We start from the raw sequence: 25,597 nt of genomic DNA, 5'->3' as shown, positions 1-25,597 counted from the left end.
CACCTCAACAATAATCACAAGAGAGACCGGTATGAACTTCAAACGTATCTTTCCCGTTATGGCCTTGGCTGCCCTGCTGTCCCATGGCGTCGAAGCCCGCGAACTCAAAGCCCTGGGCATCAGCATGGGCTCGCTCGGCAACCCGTATTTCGTGACCCTGGCCGACGGCGCCACTGCGCGGGCCAAAGAGCTGAACCCTGCTGTGAAGGTCACCTCGGTGTCGGCCGACTATGACTTGAGCAAGCAGTTTTCCCAGATCGACAACTTCATCTCATCCAAGGTTGACCTGATCCTGCTTAATGCCGTCGACCCATCGGCCATGGCCTCGGCCATCAAGAAAGCCAGGGATGCCGGCATTGTGGTAGTGGCGGTGGATGTGGACGCCAAAGGCGTAAACGCCACGGTACAAACTGACAACGTCGAAGCCGGCAAGTTGGCCTGCCAGTTCCTGGTGGACAAGCTGGCGGGCAAGGGCAATGTGATTATCCAGAACGGCCCGCAAGTGACCGCCGTGACCGACCGCGTCAAAGGCTGCAAAGCGGCATTGGCCGGTGCACCGGACATCAAGGTGCTGTCCGATGACCAGGACGGCAAAGGCTCACGCGAAGGTGGCTTGAATGTGATGCAGGGTTACCTCACGCGTTTCCCGAAAATCGACGGCTTGTTCGCGATCAATGACCCACAAGCCATCGGCAGCGACCTGGCGGCCAAACAGCTCAAGCGCAGCGGCATCATTATTACTTCGGTGGACGGTGCGCCGGATATCGAAAACGCGCTGAAGACCGACACCCAAATCCAGGCCTCTGCCAGCCAGGACCCTTGGGCCATGGCCCAGACTGCCGTCAACGTCGGCAATGACATTCTCAATGACAAAGCCCCGGCCGAAGCGGTTACCCTGCTCACGCCAAAACTGATCACCCGCGACAACGTTGCGACGTACAGCGGCTGGTCGAGTAAACATTGAGTTAAAGGGGAAAGCGTTGTGGTCACCATGGATGACGTGGCAAGCCGGGCCGGGGTGTCCACCTCGACCGTGTCCCACGTGTTGAACGGCACCCGCAAGGTCAGCCCGGCCACGGTGCAGGCGGTGCAGCGTGCGATCCAGGCGTTGGGCTATATCCCCAATACCCTGGCGCGCTCGCTGGCGCGTTCGAGCACCAATACCATTGGCGTGGCGATCTCGGCGCTGTCCAACCATTACTTCAGCGAAACCGTGCAAGCGATTGAAACCGAGTGCGTGCGCCACGGCTACATGATGCTGTTTGCCGACCCGCACGACGACCCGGAGCAGGAATTGCGGGTGGTCACGGCGCTGCATCACCGGCGGGTCGACGGGATTTTATTGGCGCCGTCGACCGGCTCCAGCGCGTTGGAATATCTGCAGGCCAACGAGATGCCGACGGTGCTGGTGGACCGCATGATGAGCGAGCAGTTTGATCAGGTTGGGGTGGAGAACACCCAGTCCACCCAGGCGCTGGTCGCACACTTGATTGAACATGGGCACCGGCGCATCGGCTTTATTGCCGGGCGCGAAGGGCTGAGCACTACCGATGAACGCGTGGCCGGTTACCGTGCGGCTTTACAAGCAGCGGGGCTGGTGTTCGACCCACAGTTACTGGTCAACGGTGGTTCCAACAGCGCGCCTGCGCGACAAGCAACCGCGCAGTTGTTGGCGTTACCGGTGCCACCCACGGCAATCATGGCCGGCAATAACCTGATGACGCTGGGCGCCATGCACGCTCTGCGTGACGCGCGCATCGAGGTGCCAGGCCAGATGGCCCTGGTGGGCTTTGATGATTTTGACTGGGCGGACTTCTTCGTGCCACGCCTGACCCTGATCGCCCAGCCGGTCAAGGAACTGGGCGCCCGCGCGGTGCATATGCTGCTGCAACGCATGGCCACGCCCGGCGCACCCACCCAAAGCGTGCGCCTAGCGCCGAGCCTGCAACGGCGTGACTCCTGTGGCTGTATTGAAGTGGAATAACTGACGTATGCGCAACCCTGTTTCCCTCGGCATTGACCTCGGCACTTCAGAGCTCAAGGCGATTTTGATGGACGTCGACGGCAGCGTGCTGGCCCACGTCGGTGTGCGACTTGGCGTTTCACGGCGCCACAGCGGCTGGTCCGAACAGGCCCCCGAAGACTGGTGGCAAGCCTGTTTGCAAGCGCTGGCGCAGCTGCGCGAGCATGCGGCGTTTGCCCGTGTGGCGTGCATCGGCCTGTCCGGGCAGATGCATGGCGCGGTATTGCTGGGCAACGATGATCGCGTGCTGTACCCGGCCATCCTGTGGGATGACGCGCGCGCAGTGGCCCAGGCCACGCAACTGGGCAGCGGGTTTGCCGAAACCACCGGCAGCCTGCCAATGGCCGGGCTGACGGCGCCCAAACTGCTGTGGCTGCAACAGCATGAACCCGAGGTATTCAAGGCGATTGAGTGTGTGCTGTCGCCCAAGGATTACCTGCGGTTACGCCTGACAGGCGAGCGCATCAGCGATATGTCGGATGCCGCCGGCACCCTGTGGCTGGACGTCGCGCAGCGTGAATGGTTTGCGCCGATGCTCCACGCCACCGGCCTGACGCTGGCCCACATGCCCCGGCTGGTGGAAGGCGGTGCGGCGAGCGGTGTACTGAATGTAAGCGGGTTGGGCCTGTCGCCCGAGGTGGTGATTGCCGGTGGTGGTGGCGATAACCCGGTGGCGGCGGTCGGCATCGGTGCGGTCAATGCCGGTGACGGCTTTATTACCTTGGGCACCAGCGCGGCCATCGTCGCCATCACCGACCACGCCGCCGGCAACCCGGCCAGTGCCGTGCACAGCTTCTGCCACGCCTTGCCCAACCGCTGGTACACCATGGGCGCCATGCTCGCCGGGGCCAGTTGCTTGCGCTGGGTGACGCGCTTGACCGGCCAGCCGGATGAACAAACATTACTGGATCAGGTGCAGGCGCAGTTGCCCATCGAGCAGCCGGTGCCGCTGTCGACGCCGTTGTTTCTGCCGTACCTGGCCGGTGAACGCACGCCGCACAACGACCCGTTATTGCGCGGTGGGTTTATGAACCTGGGGCATGACTGCACCCCGGCGATGCTCGGTTATGCGGTGATGGAAGGCGTAGGTTTCGGCTTGCTCGATGCGCTGCGTGCGGTGCAATCGACCGGTGCCGACGTGACCGCCTGCGCCTTGGTCGGCGGCGGGGCACGGAGTGCGTATTGGGCGCAGTTGCTGGCCAATATCCTCCAGCGGGAGATCTTCACGCTGCACGGCAGTGAATTGAGCGCGTCTGTGGGGGCGGCGAAGCTGGGGTTTATGGCGATTGGCATAGACCTGTTGGCGGCAGGGATGAGGGTGAAAATGCGCTACATCCCGGATACCCGGCAACAAATGACGCTGAAGGCCCGATACTGCAAATTCCAAGGCTTGCTGACTGCTGCAAAAGCGTTGCACGACTAACACGACGAACACAGCTCTTGTGGCGAGCAGGCTTGCCCTGCGCTGGGGCGCGAAGCGGCCCCTATACCTGACGATGCAATACACCTGGAAATACGCGGTGACTGTTTTGGGGCTGCTACGCAGCCCAACGCAGGGCAAGCCTGCTCGCCACAACAAGCCTGCTCGCCACAGGGAGCCTGTTTGCTAGAACAGGTCGGTGCATCCAGTAAGCTTTTTATAACCAGGCCGCATCCCATAACGGATAATCGCCAATGTGTTCCACCAGCCCGGCTCTTAGCGGGTTAGCAATGATATAGCGGGCCATTTTCAGAACATCTTCATCGGCTCGAACGGCGCGGTCATGGTAACCACGCTGCCAGAATCTTTCTCGACTGCCTCGGGCTCGATTGATGCTGAGTGTGCTGCGCGACTTGGTCTGGCGCATCACATCGCGCAGAGTTGAGTTGTTCAGGTCGAACAACCAATGAAAATGATCCGGCATCACCACCCACGCCAGTGAGTTGACCTGGCCCGCTTCGTGAGTTCGTTTAAATTCTGCGACCAACAAACGGCCTAGCTGGAAATCCCGAAACAAGGGCAGACGCTGATGTACCACGGCAGTGACCAAATAAGCACGACCGGTTTCTGAATAGCGGCCACGACGTAACAGATGGGAGTTGGGTTGAGGAGACACGCCGTTGTTCCTTGCATGAATAAGAGACTTTGACGCTAGCAGCGCAATTGGCCCAGCCCGGGAGACTTGCGTGTCCCGATATTTCTACCCCCATCCCCCTGTGTTGAATTGGCGTGTTGTGGCGAGCAGGCTTGCCCTGCGTTGGGGCGCGAAGCGGCCCCTGCATCTGACGATGCAATACACCTGGAAATACGCGGTGACTGTTTTAGGGCTGCTGCGCAGCCCAACGCAGGGCAAGCCTGCTCGCCACGGGAAGCCTGTTTGCAATACTCAGTGGGTGTTATCCACCAGCTCGCGCAGTACGGTCAGCAACGATGTTTCCCCCTTAAGCACCTGCTCATGCTCAAAACAGATCCAGCCTTCATTGAATCCATCGACCATGCGCATACGTGGCAGAGGGTTCTGAGCGCCCTGGGCGCGCAACAAGGCTTCCCAGGTGTCACGCGCCACCCCTTCAGCGTGCACGTCGCGGCCGAGCACCTGTGACAAGCCTTGGGCGATGTCGTTGGGGCTGACCCACTGGCCTTCCAGTTCAACCACCTGATGGCCGGCCCACGCCTGTTGCAGCAACTGCGCGGCGAGGGTGCCGATATCCGCCGTGGCGATCATCGGCACCGACTTGTCCAGAGGTTGCAGAAAGCTGTGGATCACGCCGGTTTCCCGCGCAGTAATCAGGTCGTACGCCGCATTTTCCATAAACCACGCGGGACGCAGGAAGGTCACCGGAATGTCCAGTGCGCTCAGGGCCTGTTCCATCAGGGTACGCTGGGTCAGCAAGTTGACCTCAGTAGCCTGGGCGCCGATGGTCGAGAGGCACAGCACCTTGTTCGGCGCAGCTGCCTGCAACGCCTGGCTGACTGCGGCAATCACCGCACGGGCTTCGGGAAAACCCGGCTGCGGATCAAACCCGGGAGGCGGCAGGATAAACACGCCGGTTGCGCCCATGAACGCTTCGGTTAATGCCTGTGCGTCGTCCATCTGCGCAAACACTACTTCGCAACCTTGATCGGCCCAAAAAGCTGCTTTGCCCGCATCGCGAATCACCGCGCGCACCGGCTGGCCAGCTTTGATGAGGTTACGCGCGAGTGCGCCGCCGACTTTGCCGGTAATACCCGTAATCACATACATGAGCTTTATACCTGTGGTTTCCATTGAGTGGAGCCCAGCATAAAGATCGGCCAGTGATGACAGAATAGCGATTGCGTCACTGCTTTAATGACGCAAAATCACTAATCGGCGAGAGGCGGCAAACGGCGTTTTACCGGGGTTTTCTTGACGATGGCCGTGTTGGTTTCGGCATAGGCGTTGAGGCGGTCGAGCAAGCTGTCGAGCTGGTCCATGGTGCGCACATGCAAGCGTGCGATAAAGCAGTCGTCGCCGGTGACCTTGTCGCACTCGGTGAACTCGGGGATTGCCTGGATCTGGCGCTCCACCTCCTGCAACTTGCCAGGCAGGGGGCGGATACGCACGATGGCTTGCAGCAGGTAGCCGAAATGTTTGGGGTCAATATCTACCGTGTAGTGGGTGAGCACGCCGCGCTCTTCAAGGCGTCGCAAGCGCTCGCCGACACTGGGCGATGACAGCCCGGTAATGCCCGCCAAGGCCTTGAGCGACAGGCGCGAGTCGTCCATCAAGGCGCTGATCAGTTGCTGGTCGATGGTGTCAATCATGTTGCCTGCCTAATAACAAAAGGTGAATAAAGGGTTTTGCCTTTTTTAGTCGCTGGAGCCGCTGACCAGCAGATTGCCATAATTGCGCCTCACTTGAGGAGCTTTCATCGTGGACACATCTATCCGTCGCGGGTCGTGGGAAATGGTCGCCGCCATGCTGATTTCGGGCACCATCGGCTGGTTTGTATTGGTCTCTGGTGTATCGGTGATCGAGGTGGTGTTCTGGCGCTGCGTGATCGGCGCACTGGCCTTGTTGCTGGTCTGCGCATTGTTGGGTTATCTGCGCCTGGAATTGCTCACCTGGGCCAAGTTCGGCCTGGCGATGCTCAGTGGCGTGGCCATCGTCGGCAACTGGCTGCTGTTGTTCGAATCCTATTCCCACGCCTCAATTGCCATCAGCACGGCGGTCTACAACGTGCAGCCGTTTATGTTGGTGATGCTGGCCGCGGTATTTCTCGGTGAGAAAATCACCGTGCAGAAAATGGCGTGGTTGAGCGTCGCGTTCCTCGGCATGTTGGCGATTGTCACCGCCCATGGTGAGCAGCAAAGCGGTGGCGAGGCTTACCTGGCAGGTATTGCTCTGGCCTTGGGCGCGGCATTTTTGTATGCGATTGCCGCGCTGATCATCAAGCGCCTGAAGGAAGTGCCGCCGCATTTGATGGCGTTGATCCAGGTGACAACCGGCGCACTGTTACTCGCGCCGCTGGTGCCCTGGAACAGCCTGCCGGTGTCAACCAATGCGTGGGCAGCACTGGTGACGCTTGGGGTGGTGCACACCGGTTTGATGTACGTGTTGTTGTACGGCGCGATCCAGAAACTGCCCACCGCCATTACCGGTGCACTGTCGTTTATCTATCCGATTGCGGCGATTTTTGTTGACTGGATTGCGTTCGGCCATCGCCTGGGCTGGCTGCAATGGCTGGGCGTGGCCGCAATCCTGCTGGCGGCAGCGGGGTTGCAGCGGGGCTGGTGGTGGCCCCGCGCCCCAAGGGCTAGTGCGTGCCCTGAAAGATGATGTTTTCCGGGTTGAAATGCTCCACCTTACTGCCCGGCTGCGGCAGCCCAAGGATATGCCCCTTGATCTTGCCCACCACGTGCATCTCGCATGGCTTGCAGTCGAACTTGAGGGTCAGCACTTCGTCGCCGTGAATCAACTGCATCGGCGCCACCTTGGTTTTCACGCCGGTCACACCCTTGGCCTGTTTAGGGCACAGGTTGAACGAGAAACGCAGGCAGTGCTTGGTGATCATCACCGGCACCTCGCCGGTTTCTTCGTGGGCTTCGAAGGCCGCGTCGATCAGCTTGACGCCGTGACGGTGATAAAAATCACGGGCCTTCTGGTTGTAGACGTTGGCCAGGAACGACAGGTGCGCTTCCGGGTAGACCGGCGGCGGTGAGGTTTCAGCTTTGCGCCCGCCACGCGGGTGCGCGGCAACGCGTGCGGCAGTCAGTGCTTCGATCACTTCACGGCGCAAGGCCTTGAGCTGCGAGTTGGGGATGAAGAACGCCTGCGGCGCATCCAGCTCGATGTGCGTGGCGTGGTACTCGGTGGTGCCGAGTTGGCCAAGCAGGTCGCGCAGGGTGTCGAGCGCCTGTTCCGGCTTGTTGGCCACGCCAAACGGACCGGGCAGGGTGACGCTGGCGCTGATGCCTTCTTCGCTGGTGGCGGTGACTTCAAGCTGGTCTTCACGCAGACGTGCCACCCAGGCCAGGCCGATGCGGCGCTCGGCGGAGGTTTTGAGCAGCGCTTGTTGCCAGTTATGGTCGAGGTTGCGGTTCAGCGGATGGTTCGGGCGCAGTTGATGCAATCCGGCCGGCATTTCATTTGGCTCGACGCGGTAGCGATAGCGCTTCTGGCCGTCTTCCTCGAACTCGCCCTTGGCTTCGGCGATGTTGGCACGGAAGCCCACCACTTCACGCTTGATCAGCACATTGAGACCGTCGCCATTGGACAGCGGCTCATGGGTGACCACCTGCAAGTCGCGCTTGCCGGCTTTTTCCACCACACCCACCGGCAGGCCGGTAAAGGTTGGGGTGTCGAAGGCGCCGATGTCGATCTTGCGGTCGCTGACGAAATAGTCGGTGCTGCCACGGTGGAAGGTTTTTTCCGGGTCGGGCAGGAAGAAGTGCGCGGTACGGCCGCTGGAGGCACGGGCCAGGTCCGTGCGGTCTTCGAGCACATCATCAAGGCGCTGGCGGTAATAGGCGGTGATGTTCTTCACATAGCCCATGTCCTTGTAGCGACCTTCGATCTTGAACGAACGCACGCCGGCTTCGACCAGGGCGCGGATGTTGGCGCTCTGGTTATTGTCTTTCATCGACAGCAGGTGCTTTTCAAAGGCCACGACGCGGCCCTGGTCATCTTTCAAGGTGTACGGCAGGCGGCAGGCCTGGGAGCAGTCGCCACGGTTGGCGCTGCGGCCATTTTGTGCGTGGGAGATATTGCACTGCCCGGAGAACGCCACGCACAGCGCACCGTGAATGAAGAACTCGATGGCGGCATCGGTCTCGTCGGCGATGGCGCGGATCTCTTGCAGGTTCAGCTCACGGGCCAATACCAACTGCGAGAAACCGGCCTGGTCGAGAAACTTGGCGCGGGCCAGGGTGCGGATATCGGTCTGGGTGCTGGCGTGCAGCTCGATGGGCGGAATATCCAGCTCCATCACGCCCAGGTCTTGCACGATCAAGGCATCGACACCGGCGTCGTAGAGCTGATGGATCAGCTTGCGCGCAGGCTCCAGCTCGTTGTCATGCAGGATGGTGTTGATGGTGGTGAACACGCGGGCGTGGTAACGGCGGGCGAATTCCACCAGTTGAGCGATATCGCTCACCTCGTTGCACGCATTATGGCGCGCGCCGAAGCTTGGGCCGCCGATGTAGATGGCGTCGGCGCCATGCAAGATAGCCTCGCGCGCAATGGCGACATCACGGGCAGGGCTGAGCAATTCCAGGTGGTGCTTGGGCAAGGACATAGTTTTTTTAGTCAGGCTTGTCACGGTTGAGGCGCGCATTGTAGCTGTGAAATGCCTGACCGGCATCTACCGCAGGGCTGTCATGTAGGAACTGGCTTGCCTGCGATGCAGGCAACCCGGTACATCAGGCATACCGAGGTGATGCCATCGCAGGCAAGCCAGCTCCCACAGTGGATGTGTGCTGAGGCTTGGAACTCAGGCTTTGGCGGCCATCGCGGTGACTTCCACGCGCATGCCTTCTACCGCCAAGGCAGCCACGCCAACGGCGGCACGAACGGGCCAGGGCTTGGCGAAAAAGCGTTTGTAGACTTCGTTGAATGCCGCGCGGTCAGCCATGTCGGTGAGGTAGATGGTCAGGTGCATCACCCGGTCCATGGAGCTGCCGGCTTTCTCCAGCGCGACCTTCAGCGCTTGCAGGGTGCATTCGCTTTGCAGGGTGATATCGCCCAGTTCCAGGCTGCCGTCGGCGTGCGTCGGGATTTGGGTGGAAACCAGGATGCCATTGAAGCCGATGACGTCGCTGGAGATGGAGTCGGCATCCGGGTCGGGGGTGAAGGACAGGTCGTGGTTGGCCATGGGCGCCTCTTGTTGGCGGTTGCAGAAAGGCGCCCATGGTCCCCGAAATCTACGGCAGGGGCAAACTACACCCAGCGCCGGAACAGCACGCTGGCATTCACCCCGCCAAAACCGAAGCCATTGGACAGCGCGTATTCAATCGGCATGGGCCGCGCCTTACCGCGCACCATGTCCAGGCCGTCTGCCAGCGCATCCGGGTTGTCGAGGTTAAGTGTTATCGGCGCAATCTGATCGCGCAGTGCGAGGACGGTGAAGATCGCTTCAATGCCGCCGGCGGCGCCCAACAGGTGGCCGGTGGCGGATTTGGTCGAACTGATGGCCGGGTGGCCACTGGCGCCGAACACGGTCTTGATGGCTGCCAGTTCGCCCTTGTCACCCACGGGTGTCGACGTTGCATGCGCATTCAAATACTGCACCTGGGACGCCTCGATACCGGCTTGACGCAATGCTTGCGTCATTGCCCGCCGCGCGCCATCGCCGTCTTCCGGGCCTGCGGTCATGTGATAGGCATCGGCGCTGGTGCCATACCCGACCAGTTCGGCAATGGGTTGCGCGCCGCGTGCCAGGGCGTGCTCAAGCGCTTCGATGACCAGGATCCCTGCGCCTTCGCCCATCACAAAACCATCACGCGCCTGATCGAACGGCCGCGAAGCGAGCTCCGGCGTGTCATTGAAGTCGCTGGACAACGCCCGTGCGGCAGCAAAGCCGGCAAGGCTGACCCGATGAATCGCCGCTTCCGCGCCACCGCACACCGCCACATCGATTTCCCCGGCGCGGATCATTCGCGCCGCATCGCCAATCGCCTGTACACCCGCCGCGCAGGCGGTCACCGGTGCGCCCAATGGGCCTTTCAAGCCATAGTTGATCGACACATGCCCGGCGGCCATGTTGCTCAGAAACGATGGAATGGTAAACGGCGACAACCGCCGTGGGCCTTTGCTATCGGTGGTGCGCACCGCCTCGGCAATCGCCGGGAAACCGCCGACGCCGGAGGCAATGATGGTGGCTGTGCGTTCCTGCTCTTGCGGCGTTTCTGGCGCCCAACCGGCTTGCTTCAGGGCTTCATCCGCAGCGGCCAGGGCGAACAGGATAAAACGGTCCATCTTGCGCTGTTCCTTGGCGGCCAGCAGTCGATCGGGATCAAACCCGGCTTCGGGGTCTTGCAGCACAGTTTGCACCTGGCCACCGATGCTGACGGCCAGGTCGCCGATCAATTCTTCGGGCAGGCGACGAATGCCCGATTGCCCGTTCAACAAGCGCTGCCAGGTGGATTCCACACTCGACCCCAGCGGCGTCAGCGCGCCCATGCCTGTCACGACGATACGTTTACTCATGATCAATCGACTCCTGTTGCTTGAGGGATACACAGCTGTGGACGTCACTATCATGATGAAAGTAACATGGGGTCACACACTTTTGCACCCGCAGCCAGGAACGTCCATGCAACGCAAATCCCTTATCAGCGACGAATGCCCCATCGCCCGCAGTCTTGAACGGGTAGGGGAGTGGTGGAGCATGTTGATCATGCGTGACGCGCTGCACGGCTTGCGGCGTTTTGATGAGTTCTCGCGCAGCCTGGGCATCGCGCCGAACATGCTGACGCGCCGCCTGAATGGTTTGGTGGAGGCCGGCATGCTTGAGCGCCGCGCCTACAGCGAGCGGCCGCCACGTTACGAATACGTGCCGACAGCCAAGGGCGAGGACTTTCGTATGGTGCTGATGGCATTGGTGGCGTGGGGCAATCGGCATTACGCCGAAGAAGGCCGCAGCGTGGAGGTGGTGGAGCGCGAGACCGGGAAGTTGCTGGAGCCGATGATGGCAACCGCCGAAGGCTCGGTAGTGGGGTGGGATCGCTGCGTGGTGCAGGCCGGTCCAGCCGCCAGCGCAGGGATGCGCGAGCGGCTGAGCCTGGAATGATTACAACAGGGTAAACGGATAGTCGACGATCACCCGCAGCTCATTCAACTTGCCGTCGCGTTGGTCGGCGTTGGATGAAACCATGGCGTCACGCACACGAAACGACAGGTTTTTCGCCGGGCCGCTTTGCAGTACGTATTTGGCTTCCACATCGGTCTCGTGGTGGTCGCCGTCGGCGCCATAGTCGCCGGCGTAGGCACTGTTGGTCGGGGTGTGGGTGCCATTGATGTCCGAGCCGTTGACGTAGCGGGTCATGAAGCTCAGGCCCGGTACGCCGTAACTGGCCATGTTCAGGTCATAACGGATGCCCCACGACTGTTCGCCCGGCCCGTTGAAGTCGCCCCACTGGATCGAGTTGGCCAGGAACACCGAGTCGCCGCCTTCGCCCGCGCCATTGTTGCCGGTGCCGATGTAGTCGAACGGCGTGTCGCCGTGGACTTTCTGGAACGACAGCGTCAGGGTATGCGCCGCCAGGAACGAGTAGGCCGCCGCCACCGAGTAGGTGGTGTTGTTGATGGCCCCGGCCTTGGCGCTGCCGGTGTCGAGGGTGCGGTACAGGTTGCCGTCCAGCGCGAGTGACTGGTCATGCCCCAGTGGGATCACGTAGTTGAGGTTGGTGTAGTACTGGCGCCAGATGTCTTCCAGCTGACCGGCATACAGGGTCGCGCTCAACGATGGGGTAAAGGTGTATTTGCCGCCGACAAAACTTGCGCTGTTGGCCGCCACGTTGGCGTAGGTCGCGTAGATATCGTGGTCATGGTTGCTGGTCATGCCGCTGTTGGTGCTGGTGAAGTGCCCGGCTTCCAGGTCCAGGCCTGCGATTTCGCTGCTGGTCAGGTCAAACCCGGTGGCGGTCTGCGGCAGAATGCGCGTGCCGCCGGTGGCGAATACCGGCGCGGTGGGTTGCATGTCACCGAATTTAAGCTGGGTTTTGGAAACCTTGATCTTTACCGCAGCGCCCACTGAGCCATAGCCATTTTCCGGGTCGCCATTGCGGTTGGTCGGTAATTCACCGGTGCCGGCATCGGCGTGGGTGGCGTCGAGTTTCATCGCGCCGTAGGCGTAGGCATCCACGCCAAAACCGATGGTGCCCTGGGTAAAGCCCGAGGCGTAGTTGAGCATCGCGCCTTGGGTCCAGTCGCGGTTGTCGGCCTTGCCACTTTGGCGGTCGCGGTCGAAGTAATAGTTGCGCAATAACCCGGTAATGCTGCTGCCGTCGATAAAACCTTTGGAATCGGCCTGGTCGCTGACTGACTCGGCGAGGGCCGCTTGGCTGATACTGGCGCACACCGCCAGCGTTAACAGGCTCCACTGTTTGATCATGTTGTTAGTTCCCCGGAATAATTAACGCGTGCACAGAAACACCGCATGCTTGGATAGTGCTTAAGGTTGTATGGCAGATGTTTCAGGTGAGCGTAATGCTGTTTTTATTGTGCTCGACTTGGTTGTCGAAGCTGATTTTTATCATATTTTTCGAGGGCAGCAGCGGTGCCGAGGATTAAACTCGATTAATTAAACTTCACCTCTTTTAATGTCTCATGGGTGTAGCGTTGACAGGGTCTTAGCCGCTCTGCTTCGACAAAACCTTTGGTTTGCCGCCGCAGGCTCTGCGGCGGATTTTTTAAGCTGATATCAATAAATATATATCCATGTTGATACTTCTAAGTCGCCATCAGTAGTGGCGATATGCTTGCGCGCGCCTAATTATTTTGTTTGTAACAAGACTGTTGCACTTGCGCTCCAATAATCCTTCCCAGTGTTGCGTGAAAGACACTCTGCGAGAAGGTGGACGTGGGAAATCCCAACGCCAATTACTGACGCAAGGCGCAACACCATCACTGTGGCGAGGGAGCTTGCTACCGCTGGACTGCGCAGCAGGCCCGTTTTTCAGGGACGCTTAGCGCCCCAGCGGGAGCAAGCTCCCTCGCCACAGTGGTTGCCTGTTTTACTTGGGTTGCAGTTGCGGCGCAGAACCCATGCCCTATCATGGCGCCCATCATCCTCTCTGAAAGGACCAGAGGCCTCATGAAAAAAGCGTCATGTATCCTGCTCGCTACCGTTTTATTGGGGCTTAGTGCCTCAGCGCTGGCGGCCGAAGGTTTTATTGGCACCGGCATCAATACAGGGAACGGTTATGAGCCGGACGGCCACGGCGGCCTTAGAGGTACCGGGGGAAACCTGGGCGGTGACTACGCGCTGCAAGAAGATGGATCACTCAGGGGCACCGGTAAAAATATCGGCAAAGGCTATATTCCCGCCGATGACGGTGGCCTCAAGGGCATCGGCTACAACAATGGCCGCGGGTTCAGCCCGGACGGCTCGGGCGGCTATAAGGGCACAGGTTTTAACACGGGTGAGGATTACCGGTCTGACGGCAAAGGCTATTTCCGTGGCGACGGCAAGGCCTCAGGCGCCAGCTGGCGCTCCGATGGCAACGGCGGGTATGAGGGCACCGGCGAGTACCGCAAGCGTGGGTACAAGTCCGATGGTCGGGGCGGCTATGTAGGCACCGGCAAGAACGAGGGCAGGGGGCTTGAGTCCGATGGTCGCGGTGGCTTTATCGGCACCGGCTTGAATGCGGGGGGCGGCTGGGAACCGGATGGAGACGGCGGCTACAAAGGCACGGGTAATAATCGCGGGGAACGCTGGAGGATTGATTGAAGCAGCCCTCACCGTGAGTATCCGGTGCTGATTGCAACAATCAGCACCGTTGCGGCAATTACTCTTTAACGTCCATGAACTCTTCAGCCCACGCCACATAGCTTTCCGGCAACGTGTAGGTATGGGTCAGCTCCGTAGCGCTGAGGTTGGACGTGCTGCTGGTCAGCTTGCGCTGGGCGCGCAGGCTGTCGTAAGTGGCCTTGATCGACGCAAAGTAGGCGCCGTGGCCGGCCACCACGATGCGCACGCCCAGGGCCGCCAGACGCTCACTGTCATTGAGCTGCGGGTTGCCGTAGGTCACCAGCATCAACGGCACCGTCAGGTTGGCGGCGATCTGCTCAAGGTGGTCGAAGTCTTTGACGCCAACCATGCAGATGCCGTCGGCGCCGGCTTTCTCATAGGCCTTGGTGCGTGCGATCACATCTTCGGTCGGCAGCACACCGGCGTTGGTGCGCGCGATGATCGACAGTTCAGGGTCGACACGCGCTTCAAGCGCCGCCTTCACTTTGCCGATCCCTTCTTCGACGGAAATCAGGTCGGTGGATTTGCGCCCGAACTGCGCCGGCAACAGCGTGTCTTCAATGGTCAGCGCGGCCACACCGGCACGCTCAAGCTCTTCGACGGTGCGCATCACGTTCAAAGCGTTGCCGTAACCGTGGTCGGCGTCGGCAATAAACGGCAGTTGGGCGACGCGGCCGATGCGGGTGGCCTGTTCAACGAACTCACTCAGTGTGATCAACGCAAAATCGGGGGCTGCAAGTACCTGCAACGAGGCGACCGAACCACCGAGGATACCGACTTCAAAGCCCAGGTCGGCGGCGATGCGCGCGGACATGGGGTCGAAGACGGAGGCGGTTTCAACGCAGATTTGTTTTGCAAGCAGTTCACGGAAGTTGCGGCGCAACGCTGAGTGAGAAATCTTTGGCATGTTCTTTCCTGGCTTTGGTCATCGTCATGTGACGATCAATGTCTATTCGTGGTGGCGCCAAGATTACCACGCAGAGGTACCTGGGATTATGACGTTTGAGCATGAGACAGGCGCCGAACACATGGATCATCGGTTCACGCTCAGGCGCTGGACAGTCCGATTGCACCGTCGCGGGGCAAAGCCGCCCCATCCTGCACAACTGCTGTGCCGGCGGAGTGCTTAATCCCCGCAAGCGCAATGCCTATAGTGGATTCAAAACCGCCCAAGCCTGAGGTGAACCATGAACAGCGAGTTCAAACCCGACCTGACCGATACAGTGCCAAACGAGCAAGTGGACGCCGAGTACTTCGAGTACAGCAAGGCGGCCAACCCGATCAGCGCCAACCTGATTACCCGGATTCCCTACCACAGCTTCCCGGCCTCGCTCTACGACAGCGGCGCCTCGCGGGTGGTCGCGCTGGACCTCAGCCAAGCGCTGGGCTGTGAAGGCCCGGCGACCGGGCCAGGGTTGTGCGCCAACTTTATCCGCTTGAACGCCGGTGATGCCCTGGACCTGCACCCCAATGCGACCTCACAGGTGTTTTATGTCATCGCAGGCGAAGGCCGCGTGGTGCAGGGCGAACATGAGATCCAATGGTCCAGCGGTTGCTTTATCGCGCTGCCTGGCCTGCAGCCCGCGCGTTTCAGCGCTTCACAGGATGCACGCCTGTACTACGTGCATGATGAACCGCTGTTGCGCTACCTGGGTGTGACGCGCAGCACTGATCGCTTTGTGCCGACGTTGTATCCCGCCGCGCTGGCCAACCAGAAGCTGCGGGAAGCAGCGGATGACCCCCGCGCCCAGGACCGCAGCCGCATCAGCATTTTGCTGGGCAACCGCAATTTCCCCCAAACCCGAACCGTCACGCATGTGCTCTGGGCCATGTACGGCATTCTGCCGGCGGGCTCGATCCAGAAGCCGCACCGGCACCAGTCGATTGCGCTGGACTTTATCATCAACTGCCCCGAGGGTTGCTATTCGCTGGTGGGCACGGAGCTGGACGCTGATGGCCAGATCCGTAATCCGGTGCGGGTGGACTGGTCGCCGGGGCTGGCGTTCGTGACACCGCCGGGTTACTGGCATGCGCACTTCAATGAGTCAGACACCGAGGCATTCCTGATCCCTATCCAGGATGCCGGGCTGCAAACCTACCTACGGGCGCTGGATATCCGTTTCAGCTGACAGTACTCGGTCAAAATGTGGGAGCTGGCTTGCCTGCGATTGCATCAACTCGGTATGCCTGATGTACCGAGGTGCTTGCATCGCAGGCAAGCCAGCTCCCACAGGTTTTGCTTTAGTGCCAGCCGCTCAGGTCGGCCTTATTTCCAATAGGGCGTTTCACCCAGCTGCTCGACGACAAAGTCGATAAAACAGCGCACCTTGGACGACACGATCCGCTTGGGCGGGTAGACAAACCACACCGCAAACGCCTGTTCAGCCCCCAGAATGCTCCAGTGCGGCAACCAGACCTGCAACTCACCCGCCTCAACGCTTTTGCTCACCAGCCAATCAGGCAGCAAGGCAAAGCCCAGGCCTTGGCGTGCAGCGAGCAACTGCGCGTCCAGGTCGTTGATGCGGATACAGTCGCCGTATACCAGCGGCAAGACTTCACCACCGGCCTCGAAGGCAACATCATGCGCGCTCAGGATGGCCGGCAGGCCGGCCAGGTCTGCCGGTGTCGCTGGGGCCGCGTACTGCTCACAAAACCCCGGGCTGGTCACCAGCAGGTACTTTCCCGCGCAGATCTTGCGCGCTTTGAGCGTTGAGTCGGGCAGGGCGCCAATCCGAATGGCCAGGTCAACGCCTGAATGAATCAGGTTGACTTGGGCGTTATCCAGCACCAATTCCAGCTTGATTTGCGGGTAGCGCGCCAGGAACACGTTCAAGACCGGCAGGATATGGTGCCGGGCAAACGCCGGTGGCAAATTGAGCTTGAGTACCCCTCGGGGTTGCTGGTTGAGCGCCGAAGTGGCTGCCTTGGCTTGCTCCAGCTCATCCAGCACACGGCGGGCGTGCAGCAGAAACGTCTGGCCGCCTTCGGTCAGGTGCAGCGTGCGTGTCGAGCGGTTGAACAGGGCGATGCCCAAGTCCTGCTCAAGATCCTTCACATAGCGCGAGACGGTAGACGCCTTGATGCCCAGTCGCTCAGCCGCCCGGGAGAAATTATTGCCTTCGGCGGCCTCGACAAAGGCGGTTAGCGCAGCGAAATAATCCAAGTGCCGCCTCGGTGGTCAGCGTGGGTGAGCGCTCAGGTTACCGGCTGTGGTCAGGCACCGCCACGGGCACGGATCCCGGTTGTTCGACGTCCTTATGATGGGTTTCACCAATAAACATATACATCGCCGGCACCATAAACAGCGTCAGCAACGTGCCAATCGACAGCCCGCTGAAGATCACCAGGCCCATATCATGCCGCCCCGCAGCGCCAGCGCCCGACGCCCACACCAAGGGCACCACGCCCAACACCATGGCGGCGGTGGTCATCAGGATCGGCCGCAGCCGCACCGCCGCCGCTTCTTCAATCGCCTCACGCTTGCTGTGACCAGCGCGCTGCAATTCGTTGGCAAACTGCACGATCAGGATGCCGTGCTTGGTGATCAGCCCCAGCAACGTCACCAAACCGACCTGGGTGTACACGTTGATCGAGGCGTAACCCATGGTGATAAAGGCCAGGGCGCCGAACAGGGCAGGCGGCACCGAGAACAGAATCACCACCGGGTCGCGAAAGCTCTCGAACTGGAACGCCAGCGCCAGGTAAACGATCAGGATCGAAAACAACAGCAGCCCGACGAAGCCGCCAGACTCCTGAATGAACTGGCGCGACTCGCCGGAGAAATCCGAGGTGTAGCCCGACGGTGCCACGTTGGTGAGGATAGTATTGAGCTTGGCCAGCAACTCGCCCTGGGCCACGCCGCTGACGCCCGATAGCGTTGCCGAGTTGAGTTGCTGGAAGTGGTTGATTGATTCCGGCTGGGTCGAGGTCTCGATGTGCGCCACCGTGCGCGCCTGGATCATGCTGCCCGAAGGCGTGCGGATGTAGTAATCGAGAATCTGGTCCGGGTTGAGGCGGTCGACTTGCAACACCTGGGGAATGACTTTGTAGGAGCGCCCGGCGGTGGAGAAGTAGTTCACATAATTGCCACCCAGTGCCGCCGACAGCGCGGCACCTACATCGGCCTGGGTCATGCCCAGCGCGGCGATTTTTTCGCGGTCCACCACCAGCTTGGCTTGAGGTTTGTCGAGTTTCAAATCCATGTCGGAGAACCAGAACAGCTGCTGTTTCTGTGCCTCGGCCATCACCGCCTGCGCCACTTCGTTGAGGTTTTCCACCGAATCGGTGGTGGTGATGACAAACTGCACCGGCAGCCCTTGGGCGCCCGGCAGCGAGGGCAGCGGGAAGGCCGCAATGGTGGCGCCCGGCACCTGGTTCCACTTTTGCTGCAAATCCAGAATCAGTTGGGCCTGGGAGCGTGTGCGCTCATCCCAGGTTTTAAGCAACACGCCGCCCAGGCCCTGGTTGAGCGCGGGCAGGCCGGTGAGCTGGAACATCTGCGCGTATTCCGGCTCTTTATTGGCGATCTGGAAGGCCTGGTCGGCAATCCGCTCCATCTGCTGCGGTGAGGCGGTGGGTGGGCCTTTGATCTGCATAAACACCAGCCCTTGGTCCTCGATGGGCGACAGCTCACTCTTGGCCGTCATGCCACTGGCGGCCACCAGCAAGAACAGCACAAAACCAAAGGTCACCAGCACCGGCCAGATATTCAGGCCGCCCGCCAGCACGCGGTGGTAACGCTTGCGCAACCAGTCAAAATAGTCATCGAGCTTGCGCGCGAAACGACCTTCTTCCTGCCCTGGTTTGAACAACTTGGAGGTCATCATCGGTGAAAGGGTCAACGCCACCACGGCCGACACGGTCACAGCGCCCGCCAGCGAGAAACAGAACTCCTTGAACAATGCGCCCGTCAGCCCGCTGCGCAGCCCGATCGGCACATAGGCGGCAATCAGCACCACAGTCATCGCGATGATCGGCCCGCCCAACTCCCGCGCCGCCACCAGCGCGGCCTCCAGCACGCCTTTGCCTTCTTCCTTGATGTGCCGGTCGACGTTTTCCACCACGATAATCGCGTCGTCCACCACCAGGCCGATGGCCAATACCAGTGCGAGCAAGGTCAGCAGGTTGATCGAATAGCCCAGCAGGTACATCACAAAGAAGGTGCCGACCAACGACAACGGGATCGCCACCAACGGCACGATCACCGCGCGGAACGAGCCGAGGAACAGGTAGATCACCACCGACACAATGATCATGGCCTCGACCAGGGTCTTCACCACCTCGTAAATCGAGGTGTTAATAAACGCGGTGGAGTCATACACAATTTCGCCGCGCACGCCGGCCGGCAGTTGCGATTGCAACTCGGGGAAGGCTTCGCGCACGCTGCTGGCGACGGTGAGGATATTGGCGGTGGGCGCCGCCTTGATGCCAATAAACACCGAGCGCTTGCCGGAAAACGCCACGCTGCTGTCATAGTTCTCGGCGCCAAGGGTGACGGTGGCCACATCCTCCAGGTACACCAGCGCATCGCCTTTCTGCTTGATCACCAGCCGCTTGAACTCATCCACCGTGTGCAAATCGGTGCCGGCGGTGAGGTCGACCGTCACGGTTTGCCCACGTGTCGAACCAACGGCCGACAGGTAGTTATTGTTGGCCAGCGCCGTGGACACGTCCTGCGCGGTGACGTTATGCGCCGCCAGTTTGTCCGGGTCCAGCCAGGCGCGCAGGGCGAACTGGCGCCCACCGAGGATCTCGGCGGTTTGCACGCCCTGGATCGAGTCCAGCTTGGGCTTGACCACCCGCACCAGGTAGTCGGTGATGTTATTGGTCGGCAGCGTGTCGCTGTAAAAACCCAGGTACATGGCGTCGGTGGTCTGCCCCACGGCAATGGTCAGCACCGGCTCCTGGGCTTGCGCCGGCAACTGGTTCTTGACCGAATTGACCTGTGTGTTGATCTCGGTAAGGGCTTTGCTGGCGTCGTAGTTCAGCCGCAGCGTGGCGGTGATGGTGGAGATGCCGGTGATGCTCGACGAAGCCAGGTAGTCGATGCCCTGGGCCTGGGCAATCGCCGATTCCAGCGGTTGGGTAATAAAACCGGCGACCGTGGAGGCGTCGGCGCCGTAGTAGGAAGTGGTGATGGTGACCACGGTATTTTCGGTGCGCGGCCATTGATTCACCGGCAGTTCAAAAATCGAGCGCAGCCCCAGGATCAGAATGAACAGCGAGACGACGATGGCCCACACCGGTCGCTGGATAAAGGTATCGGTAAGCTTCATGGGACACCTTTAATGTTCTTGGGGCGTCGGCGCCGGGTCGTTCAGCGGCGCGGCGCTGTTGTCGACCTTCACCGGCGAGCCGTTCTTGAGCTTCATCTGGCCGCTGGTGATCAACAGATCGCCTTCCTTGACGCCGGACAGGATCGCGACCTGATCGCCACGGGTCGGCCCGGTCTTGATAAAGGTCTGTTGCGCGGTGAGCACCTCGTCACCCTTGTCATTCTTGCTCGAGGTGGCAATGAACACCGTGGTGCCATACGGGTTGTAGGTCACCGACGTTTGCGGGACGGTGAGGTAGCGTTGGGTGGCGCCCGAGCTGACCACGGCACGGGCAAACATGCCGGGCACCAGGTTTTGCTTGGGGTTTTCAACCGTTGCTTCGACGGTGACGTTGCGCGTGGTGGCATCGAACTGGGTGTCGATGGTGCTGATGCGGCCCTTGAACGTCTGGCTGGACAGGCCGTCAGCCGTTACCGCGACGCCCTGGCCAATGGCGATGGCCTCCATCTGCGTTTGCGGCACGCTGAAGTCGATGTAGATGGGATCAAACGTCTGCAATGTGGCGATCTTGTCGCCGGGGTTGAGGTATTGGCCGGGGTTGACGCTGGTGATACCGATGCGCCCGGCAAACGGTGCGCGAATGGTCTTTTTCGCCACCAGCGCACGCTGCTGCTCGGCGGCGGCAACCTTGGCCTTCAAGTCGGCGGTGTCGGTGTCGACCTGGGCCTGGGAGATGGCGTTGACCGCCAGTTGCGCCTTGTCACGCTTGAGCACGATGACGGCGAGGTCGGCTGTGGCCTCGAGCGAGTGCAGTTGCGCGATGTCGGAGTCGGCATTCAACTGCACCAGCAGTGCCTGGGCTTCGACATCCTGGCCGGGTTTGAACCCGATGGTGCGCACGATGCCGCCCACTTCCGTGGTCACATCCACGCCGCGCACTGCCTTCATCGAGCCTACCGCCGAGACGCTGGGTTGCCAATCGCTGAATGGCACTTGCATCGCCGTCACCACCGCTGCAGGCAAAGGCTGTTTGGACTGGGCGATCAGCGCCGAGATCTGCACGAACTTCACCCCGGCAATGATCGCGACAATCACCAGCACCACCACGATCATGATCAGCATCGGCCGCCACAGTCGCCGCTTGCGCGGGCCATTGGGGGCCGGTGGTGGGGCAGAGACAGGGGTGACTTCAGCCATGGGGTTTCTCACTGTTGATTCAGTTGAGCCGCGCGGCATCGGCCGGCGCGGCTTTGCTCTTGGCCGGCATGATTTCCTGCCACGACGGCAGGCCGAAGCGATCCGGGCTGCCCTTGGTGTCCGGATTTACATCCGCACGGTTCCACCAACCGCCACCCAGGGCCTGGAAGAGGGCGGTGGTGTCGCTGTAGCGGGCGGCCTGGGCCTTCACGCGTGACAGTGCAGTGTTTTGATAGGTCTGCTGGGCCGTGAGCAGGTTGATATAGGCCACCGCGCCGAGACGGAACTGGGCCTGGACCAGATCCAGGTTGGCCTGCGCGGAGCGCTCTGCCACGACCTGCTGGTTGAGCGCGTCGGCGTCGGCTTCCAGCGCCCGCAGTGCGTTGGCCACGTCCTGGAAGGCGGTCACCACCGTGCCGCGATAACGCGCCGCCGACTCGTCGTAAGCGGCCACGGCTGCGCGTTTGCGGTGTTCGAGTGCGCCAGTGTCAAAGATCGGCTGGGTGATTGAACCCGCCAGGCTCCACACGCCAGAGCCCGATGAAAACAGCTTGGTCCCGCTTGCCACCGTGGAACCCAGCGAGCCGGTAATGCTGAACTGCGGCAACTGGTTGGCGACGGCCACGCCGATATTGGCGCTGGCCTGATGCAATTGAGCCTCGGCTGAACGCACATCCGGCCGCTGGCCAACAATGGCCGAGGGCAGGCTCACCGGCAGTTCTTCGGGCAGCCGTAAAGACGCCAGGTTGAAGCGTTCGCCCTGGTCCTGATTCGGGAAGCGCCCCAGGTAGGCCATCAACTGATTGCGTGTCTGCGCCAATTGCTTTTGCAACGGCGGCAAGGTCGCACGGGTTTGCGCCAGTGCGGTTTGCTGGGTCAGCACGTCGGAATCGCCAATCGCCCCCAAACGCCGCTGGGCTTGCAGCAGGTCAAGCTGGCCGCCCTGCAGGCGAATGATTTCCTCGGTAGACGCGATTTGATCACGCACAGACGCGAGGCTGATGGCGGTATTGACCACATTGGCGGTCAGGGTCAGGTAAGTCGCCTCCAGCTGGAAGCGCTGGTATTCGGCCTGCGCCGTGGTCGACTCGATTTGCCGGCGCGTACCGCCAAACACATCCGGGGCATAGGAGACGCTCAGCGACGCTGAACTGACGGTCAGTATTGGCGATTGCGGCACGCCGGAGGTGACCCCCGAGACTTTCTCACGGGCCTTCTGCACATTGCCGCTCACCGACGGGAACAACGAAGCTTGATCGGCATAGATCAGCTCGTTGGCCTGGCGCAACGCGGCTTGCGCGGCGCTCACATCCGGGTTGGCCTTCAAGGCTTCTTCGACCAATGCGTTCAAGGCGGGCGAACGAAACAGTGTCCACCATTGCCCGGGAATATCCATCCCGGCGATCAGCCGCTGCGCGGCGCCACCGGTGTCGATATCGGCGTGGGCGGTGGTGGTGAGTTTTTCTTTTGAATAGTCGGCGTTCGCGGCCACATCGGGTCGGGCGAAATCCGGCCCGACGGTGCAGCCGGCGAGGGCCAGGCACAGGAGGCTAAGCGGAGCGAGAACGTGTGATACACGCTGCCGAGGCTGCTCTTTCATGTTGACTCTATTAATCAGTTGGCTAACTGTTTTTTTGTTGAGCAATGACTGCAGGTGCATCAGGGACGCTGGACTCAAACCAGTGTAGGTGGTGCCGGGCGCTATGCAATGTCGCCCCCTGAGTTTCCGATGCACTGATGGCTATAAAATGCATATTCCGCATTCTTGTAGAATTAGGATATGCATAATCAGTATTTTACACTGGATGATCAGTCCCTCATCTTCTCCCTCCCTATAAACAGGCTTCTGGAGAAAAACGTGCGTTACCTGACAACACTGACGGCCGGGATGACCGCCGCCTTGCTGTGCCTGACTGCGCACGCGCAAACGCTGGTGGTAGGCGACCAAAGCTACAACGCCCAGGCCGTGATGGAAGCAGCGGGGGTGCTCAACGACCTGCCCTACACCCTGGAATGGAAACAATTCACCGCCGGCTCGCCCGTCGCCGAAGCGCTGAATGCCAACAGCCTGGACATCGGCCTGCTGGGGGATGCGCCGGTGTTGTTCCTGGGGGCACTCGGCGCGCCGATCAAAGTGATTGGCATCAGCCGACAGAACCTCGAAGGCGTGGCGATTCTGGTTAGAAAAGACTCCTCGATCCACAGCCTTGCCGACCTTGCCGGCAAGCGCGCGGCCATCTGGAAAGGCTCCTGGAGCCAGCAACTGCTGCTGACGGCGCTGGACAAAGCCGGCGTGCCACATGACTCGCTGGAGCTGCGTTACCTCAGCGCTCTGGATGCTTCCCATGCGTTGGAAGGCGGCTCGGTTGATGTGATCGCCACCTGGGAACCCTACGTTACCCAGCAGGAACGCCAAGGCGCACGGGTGCTGGCAACGGCTGAGGGGTTGATACCTGCGCAGAGCTTTATTGCCGCCAACACCAAGGCCTTGGAGAGCAAACGCGCACCCATCAGCGACTTTCTGCAGCGCTTGAAGAAGGCCCGCGACTGGACACGCCAAAGCCCGGCCAATGCCGATGCGTATGCGGATGCCTGGGCCAAACGTACCCGCGCCGATGCCGACATCGCCCGCGCCTGGTTTGCCCGCGCGCGCACCACGGTTGAACCGGTCACGGCCCAGTCACCGGTGGAAGCGCAAAAGACCGTGGACTTTTTTGCCAGCCAAGGCCTGGTCAAGTCCTATTCGGCGGCCAGCCTGTTCGACGATTCATTCGCGGCCGCCTTGCAACCCGCCGTGGCCAAAACGCTTCAAGGAACACTGAACAAATGACTAAAAGACAGCTGAAACTTGGCGCCCTGACGATGGGCTGCGGCGGCCCCGGCCGCCATAACCTATGGCTTGACCCCGAGTTACCGGCCGATGCCAGCGTCAACGTCGACTGGTACATCGACATTGCCCGCCAGGCGGAGGCCGCACTGTTCGACTTGATGTTCATCGTCGACAGCCAGTTCATCACGCCCGGCTCGCCGTCCCACTACCTCAATCGCCTGGAGCCGCTGACCCTGTTATCGGCATTGGCCGTCAGCACACGGCATATCGGTTTGGTCGGCACACTGACAACGTCCTACAACTCGCCCTACAACGTGGCACGGCGCTTGGCCTCCCTGGACCTGATCAGCAAAGGCCGCGCCGGCTGGAACGTGGTCACCAGCGGTGACGCTGGCACCGCCGGCAACTACAGCCGTGACGAGCATTACGACTACGACACCCGCTACGGCCGCGCCGCCGAACATGTCCAGGTGGTACAGGGCTTGTGGAATTCCTATGAGGATGACGCCTTCGTGCGCGACCGTGCGACGGGCCAGTTTCTCGACCCCAGCAAACTGCACAGCCTGAACCACAAGGGCGAGCACTTTTCAGTGGTCGGCCCGCTGAATATCCAGCGCTCGCCCCAAGGCCAGCCGGTGATCTTCCAGGCCGGTGACTCGGAACAAGGCCGCGACCTGGGCGCCGCCACCGCCGATGTGATCTTCACTCACGCCGCCAGCATCGAGCAGGGCCGGGCGTTTTACCGGGATATAAAGGGCAGGGCGCTGCAACACGGGCGCGACCCGGAGCAGTTACTGGTGATGCCCGGCGCGGAAATCTATGTAGGCGATACCGACGAGCATGCGCGTGAAATCGAGCAGTATTACCATCAGGCTGACCATAGTTTTGAGCTGGCACTGAAGGAGTTTGGGCGTAATTTCGGCTGGCATGATTTCAGCCAATACGACCTGGATGCGCCGTTTCCGCAGGAGAGTCTGGAGGCTGCACGCAGCAGCTTTTTTACCAATGCCAAGCGCATTGCTGATCAGGCGCGGGAGAAGGGGTTTACCTTGCGTCAGACGGTTGAATTTGGCCGGCAACTGCGGCCGGGGGCGTTTGTGGGGACGGCGGATACTGTCGCGAAAAAAATGGCCGATTGGCTCCAGGCGCGGGCGGTGGATGGGTTCAATATTTATATTGGGCATCCGGGGCAGTTCACGCGGTTTACCCGGGAAGTCATACCGTTGTTGCAAGAGCGCGGGGTTTATCGCACGGCGTATGAAGGCACGACGTTACGCGAGAGTTTGGGGTTGGGCGTTGCGTAGAGGGTTTTGGGCGCGGGTGGCCTGTTGCAACTTATCAGCGCAGGCCACCGTACCA

General features: G+C 60.9%; 21 protein-coding genes. 9 read left to right on the top strand and 12 right to left on the bottom strand.

Annotation, left to right across the window (positions count from 1 at the left end):
* The first annotated feature begins 31 nt into the window (after positions 1–31).
* From AB4P96_RS17205 to xylB, 3 genes are read left to right on the top strand one after another with little or no spacing between them, the layout of a single operon-like run.
* Positions 32–964: an ABC transporter substrate-binding protein gene (locus AB4P96_RS17205; protein ID WP_138449492.1), complete on the top strand. Its 933-nt coding sequence runs from the start codon at positions 32–34 to the stop codon at positions 962–964.
* An 18-nt stretch (positions 965–982) separates the two neighbouring features.
* Positions 983–1,984, top strand: coding sequence for a LacI family DNA-binding transcriptional regulator (locus tag AB4P96_RS17200; RefSeq protein ID WP_186616901.1), 1,002 nt, complete (start codon positions 983–985; stop codon positions 1,982–1,984).
* A gap of 7 nt (positions 1,985–1,991) precedes the next feature.
* Positions 1,992–3,446, top strand: a complete 1,455-nt coding sequence (xylB, locus tag AB4P96_RS17195; RefSeq protein ID WP_395599848.1) for a xylulokinase — start codon at positions 1,992–1,994, stop codon at positions 3,444–3,446.
* Positions 3,447–3,660: 214 nt separating this feature from the next.
* Here xylB and AB4P96_RS17190 read toward each other — a convergent pair whose 3' ends face one another.
* The 3 genes from AB4P96_RS17190 to AB4P96_RS17180 form a co-directional block, all read right to left on the bottom strand.
* Positions 3,661–4,119, bottom strand: a complete 459-nt coding sequence (locus AB4P96_RS17190) for a transposase (protein WP_170037187.1) — start codon at positions 4,117–4,119, stop codon at positions 3,661–3,663.
* A 270-nt stretch (positions 4,120–4,389) separates the two neighbouring features.
* A complete protein-coding gene (locus tag AB4P96_RS17185) occupies positions 4,390–5,247 on the bottom strand; it encodes an NmrA family NAD(P)-binding protein (RefSeq protein WP_395599847.1) in 858 nt (285 codons plus the stop codon).
* Positions 5,248–5,348: 101 nt separating this feature from the next.
* The gene (locus AB4P96_RS17180; RefSeq protein ID WP_177033015.1) at positions 5,349–5,789 is read right to left on the bottom strand and encodes an Lrp/AsnC family transcriptional regulator; all 441 of its coding nucleotides are present in this window, start codon (positions 5,787–5,789) and stop codon (positions 5,349–5,351) included.
* Between the two features lie 109 nt (positions 5,790–5,898).
* Between AB4P96_RS17180 and AB4P96_RS17175 the strand changes: the two genes are divergently transcribed.
* A complete protein-coding gene (locus tag AB4P96_RS17175) occupies positions 5,899–6,804 on the top strand; it encodes a DMT family transporter (protein ID WP_138449487.1) in 906 nt (301 codons plus the stop codon).
* On the opposite strand, the gene AB4P96_RS17170 is transcribed toward AB4P96_RS17175, so the two are convergent.
* The 3 genes from AB4P96_RS17170 to fabF form a co-directional block, all read right to left on the bottom strand.
* Positions 6,782–8,761 (bottom strand): U32 family peptidase, encoded by a 1,980-nt coding sequence (locus AB4P96_RS17170; RefSeq protein WP_169985993.1) that lies wholly within the window; start codon positions 8,759–8,761, stop codon positions 6,782–6,784. The two genes, AB4P96_RS17175 and AB4P96_RS17170, sit on opposite strands and share 23 nt — an antisense overlap.
* A gap of 195 nt (positions 8,762–8,956) precedes the next feature.
* Positions 8,957–9,337: a RidA family protein gene (locus AB4P96_RS17165; protein ID WP_017135617.1), complete on the bottom strand. Its 381-nt coding sequence runs from the start codon at positions 9,335–9,337 to the stop codon at positions 8,957–8,959.
* A 65-nt stretch (positions 9,338–9,402) separates the two neighbouring features.
* Entirely contained in the window at positions 9,403–10,671 is a 1,269-nt protein-coding gene (fabF, locus tag AB4P96_RS17160; protein ID WP_099549773.1) for a beta-ketoacyl-ACP synthase II, read from the bottom strand.
* A 106-nt stretch (positions 10,672–10,777) separates the two neighbouring features.
* On the opposite strand from fabF, the gene AB4P96_RS17155 reads away from it, so the two are divergent.
* Complete coding sequence (locus AB4P96_RS17155; protein ID WP_017135619.1) at positions 10,778–11,254, top strand: helix-turn-helix domain-containing protein; 477 nt, start codon at positions 10,778–10,780, stop codon at positions 11,252–11,254.
* Here AB4P96_RS17155 and AB4P96_RS17150 read toward each other — a convergent pair whose 3' ends face one another.
* Complete coding sequence (locus tag AB4P96_RS17150; RefSeq protein WP_017135620.1) at positions 11,255–12,577, bottom strand: OprD family porin; 1,323 nt, start codon at positions 12,575–12,577, stop codon at positions 11,255–11,257.
* Positions 12,578–13,279: 702 nt separating this feature from the next.
* Here AB4P96_RS17150 and AB4P96_RS17145 point away from each other — a divergent pair.
* Positions 13,280–13,915, top strand: a complete 636-nt coding sequence (locus AB4P96_RS17145) for a hypothetical protein (RefSeq protein WP_099549771.1) — start codon at positions 13,280–13,282, stop codon at positions 13,913–13,915.
* A gap of 58 nt (positions 13,916–13,973) precedes the next feature.
* Here the strand turns inward: AB4P96_RS17145 and AB4P96_RS17140 are convergent, their stop codons facing one another.
* The gene (locus AB4P96_RS17140; protein WP_017135623.1) at positions 13,974–14,843 is read right to left on the bottom strand and encodes an oxaloacetate decarboxylase; all 870 of its coding nucleotides are present in this window, start codon (positions 14,841–14,843) and stop codon (positions 13,974–13,976) included.
* A 280-nt stretch (positions 14,844–15,123) separates the two neighbouring features.
* On the opposite strand from AB4P96_RS17140, the gene AB4P96_RS17135 reads away from it, so the two are divergent.
* On the top strand, positions 15,124–16,065 hold the full coding sequence (locus AB4P96_RS17135) for a cupin (protein ID WP_170037205.1): 942 nt from the start codon (positions 15,124–15,126) through the stop codon (positions 16,063–16,065).
* 137 nt (positions 16,066–16,202) lie between these two features.
* Here the strand turns inward: AB4P96_RS17135 and AB4P96_RS17130 are convergent, their stop codons facing one another.
* The 4 genes from AB4P96_RS17130 to AB4P96_RS17115 all read right to left on the bottom strand — a co-directional run bounded on the left by AB4P96_RS17130 (position 16,203) and on the right by AB4P96_RS17115 (position 23,008).
* Positions 16,203–17,099 carry a LysR substrate-binding domain-containing protein gene (locus AB4P96_RS17130; protein WP_395599846.1) on the bottom strand — a complete coding sequence of 299 codons (897 nt, stop codon included), beginning with the start codon at positions 17,097–17,099 and terminating at the stop codon, positions 16,203–16,205.
* A gap of 37 nt (positions 17,100–17,136) precedes the next feature.
* Complete coding sequence (locus AB4P96_RS17125; protein WP_395599845.1) at positions 17,137–20,211, bottom strand: efflux RND transporter permease subunit; 3,075 nt, start codon at positions 20,209–20,211, stop codon at positions 17,137–17,139.
* Between the two features lie 9 nt (positions 20,212–20,220).
* Entirely contained in the window at positions 20,221–21,333 is a 1,113-nt protein-coding gene (locus tag AB4P96_RS17120; RefSeq protein WP_395600985.1) for an efflux RND transporter periplasmic adaptor subunit, read from the bottom strand.
* A 94-nt stretch (positions 21,334–21,427) separates the two neighbouring features.
* Positions 21,428–23,008, bottom strand: coding sequence for an efflux transporter outer membrane subunit (locus tag AB4P96_RS17115; RefSeq protein ID WP_395599844.1), 1,581 nt, complete (start codon positions 23,006–23,008; stop codon positions 21,428–21,430).
* A gap of 258 nt (positions 23,009–23,266) precedes the next feature.
* Here AB4P96_RS17115 and AB4P96_RS17110 point away from each other — a divergent pair, with 258 nt between their 5' ends.
* Together AB4P96_RS17110 and AB4P96_RS17105 are read left to right on the top strand one after the other, a co-directional pair.
* On the top strand, positions 23,267–24,238 hold the full coding sequence (locus AB4P96_RS17110) for an ABC transporter substrate-binding protein (protein ID WP_170037214.1): 972 nt from the start codon (positions 23,267–23,269) through the stop codon (positions 24,236–24,238).
* The gene (locus AB4P96_RS17105; RefSeq protein WP_395599843.1) at positions 24,235–25,542 is read left to right on the top strand and encodes an LLM class flavin-dependent oxidoreductase; all 1,308 of its coding nucleotides are present in this window, start codon (positions 24,235–24,237) and stop codon (positions 25,540–25,542) included. The genes AB4P96_RS17110 and AB4P96_RS17105 overlap by 4 nt, the downstream gene beginning before the upstream one ends.
* Positions 25,543–25,597 lie beyond the last annotated feature (55 nt).

The organism is Pseudomonas sp. B19125 (assembly GCF_044218855.1).
Lineage (GTDB): Bacteria > Pseudomonadota > Gammaproteobacteria > Pseudomonadales > Pseudomonadaceae > Aquipseudomonas > Aquipseudomonas edaphica.
This window is presented reverse-complemented; position numbering and strand designations above follow the sequence as displayed.

Bases quoted from the DNA above. Each gene is read 5' to 3' on its own strand.
- AB4P96_RS17105 (WP_395599843.1), top strand. From the start codon at position 24,235: ATGACTAAAAGACAGCTGAAACTTGGCGCCCTGACGATGGGCTGCGGC.
- AB4P96_RS17205 (WP_138449492.1), top strand. From the start codon at position 32: ATGAACTTCAAACGTATCTTTCCCGTTATGGCCTTGGCTGCCCTGCTG.
- AB4P96_RS17115 (WP_395599844.1), bottom strand. From the start codon at position 23,008: ATGAAAGAGCAGCCTCGGCAGCGTGTATCACACGTTCTCGCTCCGCTT.
- xylB (WP_395599848.1), top strand. From the start codon at position 1,992: ATGCGCAACCCTGTTTCCCTCGGCATTGACCTCGGCACTTCAGAGCTC.
- AB4P96_RS17170 (WP_169985993.1), bottom strand. From the start codon at position 8,761: ATGTCCTTGCCCAAGCACCACCTGGAATTGCTCAGCCCTGCCCGTGAT.
- AB4P96_RS17120 (WP_395600985.1), bottom strand. From the start codon at position 21,333: ATGCTGATCATGATCGTGGTGGTGCTGGTGATTGTCGCGATCATTGCC.
- AB4P96_RS17185 (WP_395599847.1), bottom strand. From the start codon at position 5,247: ATGTATGTGATTACGGGTATTACCGGCAAAGTCGGCGGCGCACTCGCG.
- AB4P96_RS17180 (WP_177033015.1), bottom strand. From the start codon at position 5,789: ATGATTGACACCATCGACCAGCAACTGATCAGCGCCTTGATGGACGAC.
- fabF (WP_099549773.1), bottom strand. From the start codon at position 10,671: ATGAGTAAACGTATCGTCGTGACAGGCATGGGCGCGCTGACGCCGCTG.
- AB4P96_RS17150 (WP_017135620.1), bottom strand. From the start codon at position 12,577: ATGATCAAACAGTGGAGCCTGTTAACGCTGGCGGTGTGCGCCAGTATC.
- AB4P96_RS17145 (WP_099549771.1), top strand. From the start codon at position 13,280: ATGAAAAAAGCGTCATGTATCCTGCTCGCTACCGTTTTATTGGGGCTT.
- AB4P96_RS17140 (WP_017135623.1), bottom strand. From the start codon at position 14,843: ATGCCAAAGATTTCTCACTCAGCGTTGCGCCGCAACTTCCGTGAACTG.
- AB4P96_RS17125 (WP_395599845.1), bottom strand. From the start codon at position 20,211: ATGAAGCTTACCGATACCTTTATCCAGCGACCGGTGTGGGCCATCGTC.
- AB4P96_RS17135 (WP_170037205.1), top strand. From the start codon at position 15,124: ATGAACAGCGAGTTCAAACCCGACCTGACCGATACAGTGCCAAACGAG.
- AB4P96_RS17165 (WP_017135617.1), bottom strand. From the start codon at position 9,337: ATGGCCAACCACGACCTGTCCTTCACCCCCGACCCGGATGCCGACTCC.
- AB4P96_RS17155 (WP_017135619.1), top strand. From the start codon at position 10,778: ATGCAACGCAAATCCCTTATCAGCGACGAATGCCCCATCGCCCGCAGT.